Below are 2,558 nucleotides of genomic sequence, written 5' to 3' on the forward strand. Positions count from 1 at the left end.
AGCGGAGGATTAACCACTGAGAAAAATCCTCAGCATTGGAGTGCTGAGGATTTGTTGATTTGCCCATAGTTACACAAAAAAGTGCAAAGAATGGGTTACGGTGTTCTACCTCTTTCCGCATTATCAGCGGAATCAGCTGTTCCCTTCAGGGATACAGCCGGTTATTTTGCAGTTTCCAGAGCCTTATGACCGGTCTTTGAGAAAGACAGAGCATCTTCGAGATTCTTTTCAAAATCCACTTCAGGATGCTTCTTGGCAAACTTTGATTGTACCATGGCCTTCATAGGCTGGAACTGTACGGAGGTGATAACCAGCCTGATACCTCTGTTCTTCATGTCATTGCAGAACTGATCAAGGCAGTGTGAACCGCCGGCATCAAGCATGTTAACACCGCTGAAATCGAGAATCAGCCCCTTTTCACTGACGAGTTCATGTCTCAAGTTGCGGAACACTCTTTCTGCTGAAGCGAAGAAAAGAGGACCGGCAATACCGTAAGCCGCATAATCATCACTAACCTTTTCAGCAATATGCTTGTGAACGCAGAGATCATGAATCCTGGTCATTCTTGCCATATCTCTCATGAAGATGATGGATGCCATGACGATACCGAAGCTGATGGCCACAACCATGTCGAATACCACGGTACAGAAGATACAGCAGACCATGATGAGAACATCTGTTCTGGGAGCTGTACAGGCAAGATTCAGCACCTTGCGCCACTCACTCATGTTGTAGGCAACGAGAAGAAGCAGAGCACTCATGGCAGCCAGCGGAAGCTGTGAAAGCACCGGAGCGAGCCACATGATGGCGATGAGAACCAGAACTGCGTGAGCCACGGCTGCTACAGGAGAGGTACCGCCCGCCTTAACGTTGGCGGCACTTCTTGCGATTGCCGCGGTTGAAGTGATACCGCCAAGGAACGGAGCCACGATGTTACCGATACCCTGACCGAAGAGTTCTCCGTTTGAATGGTGTCTGGTATTGGTCATACCGTCAAGAACAACCGCACACAGAAGTGATTCGATGGCACCGAGTACTGCCATGGAGAATGCAGCAACTACCAGAGCCTGGATGGTTGCAAAATCCCAGGTAAGCTGACCGCCGTTAGGTCCCGGAAGCTCCCATGGAAGCAGGAAATGAGGAAGCCCCTGAGGAATACCGTTACCTACGGAGCCGTCTGCAGCAACGTAGTGGAATCTGGTACCGATGGTGGCAACGGACTGACCGCAGTACTTTTCCAGAAGCCAGGCAACCAGACAGCCGACAATAACTGCAGGCAGATGACCGGGAAGAAGCTTAATCTTTAACTTAGGCCACAAAACCAGAACAGCAAGGGTTGAAGCCCCTACCGTGGCATCGGCCCACTTCAGTGAAGACATGTTGGTTGCAAGAACATTCAGCTTTTCCACGAAACTTTCAGGCATTACGACGTCAAGACCGAAGAAGTCCTTGATCTGGAGAACGGCTATAACGATACCGATACCCATGGTAAAACCGAGAGTAACTTCTATAGGAATGAACTGAATTAGCCTGCCGAGACGCCCCGCCGCCATTATGAGCAGGAAGATACCGCACATGACGCTGGCGACACACAGACCGGCAGGACCGTATGTCTGGGCAACAGGATACAGAATTACCACGAAAGCGGCGGTAGGACCGGAGATGCTGAATCTGGAACCGCCGGTAAGGGAAATAATAAAACCGGCAACCAGAGCTGTGTACAGACCATATTCAGGGCTCACGCCACTTGCTATCGCAAGAGCCATTGACAGAGGAATAGCAATAATACCGACCACTAACCCTGCAAGCAGGTCTTTACCCAGCCTGTTCATGGAATACGGTTCTTTAATCATAGAATCACGAACGGCGCTTCCGAAATGGAAAATGGAATGACGCACGGACACGATCTTTCTTTTGGTTCTAATCTTGACCATGATATTTCACTGAACTAATTAATTGTTGAAGAACGATTTAAATTACATAGCTCAAGGCTTATGAGACAATCTGATAGCATAAAAAGCTTATGTTAGGAGACCGGACAGAATCCTGAGGTACGCAATTATACAATAATTTGCAATAAGTTTGTAAAATTATGACCTGGATAACAAAATTTTTAATGATACCCTTGTTTTTTATATATCCATCACATTATGACAGCGCCATCCGTGGCTCTCAAAAGAGCTTTAACAGTCATTCGGTAACGTAAAAGCTATCAGAAATTGCCTGCTTATTGAAAATAATTACCTGTTTCTCAGGGAAAAAAAAAATAACCCGACGCATCGGGTTCTTCCGGGTGTTGTCCGAAGACGACCACCGCAATTCATACACATATTCTACAGGTTAACGGCAAACTATGCAAGAATACGGCGTTTTAGGAGCGATATGCTCGGAAAATATGTTTTGATACTGCGTTTTCCGTGCTTTCCGGCTGTCACGATTCTGTACCGGAAGGCATGATGATATCTGTTATGAAACGACCTTTGTCAAGCAGAAATTTAGGCAAGACATTTTCCTCAGTGTAAGCACGGCATTGGCCACTCTGTTATACGGGGGTTGGT

1 protein-coding gene is annotated in these 2,558 nt (G+C 47.1%); it reads right to left on the reverse strand.

Features of this window, described 5'->3' with window-relative positions; all coding sequences use genetic code 11:
* Positions 1-161: 161 nt before the first annotated feature.
* Positions 162-1,934: a C4-dicarboxylic acid transporter DauA gene (dauA, locus tag T489_RS0112140; protein WP_031580277.1), complete on the reverse strand. Its 1,773-nt coding sequence runs from the start codon at positions 1,932-1,934 to the stop codon at positions 162-164.
* Positions 1,935-2,558 lie beyond the last annotated feature (624 nt).

This window comes from Ruminobacter sp. RM87, assembly GCF_000701925.1.
Lineage (GTDB): Bacteria > Pseudomonadota > Gammaproteobacteria > Enterobacterales > Succinivibrionaceae > Ruminobacter > Ruminobacter amylophilus.

What these genes read in the sequence shown, in the direction of transcription:
- dauA (WP_031580277.1), bottom strand. Translation starts at nt 1,934, where the DNA reads ATGGTCAAGATTAGAACCAAAAGAAAGATCGTGTCCGTGCGTCATTCC.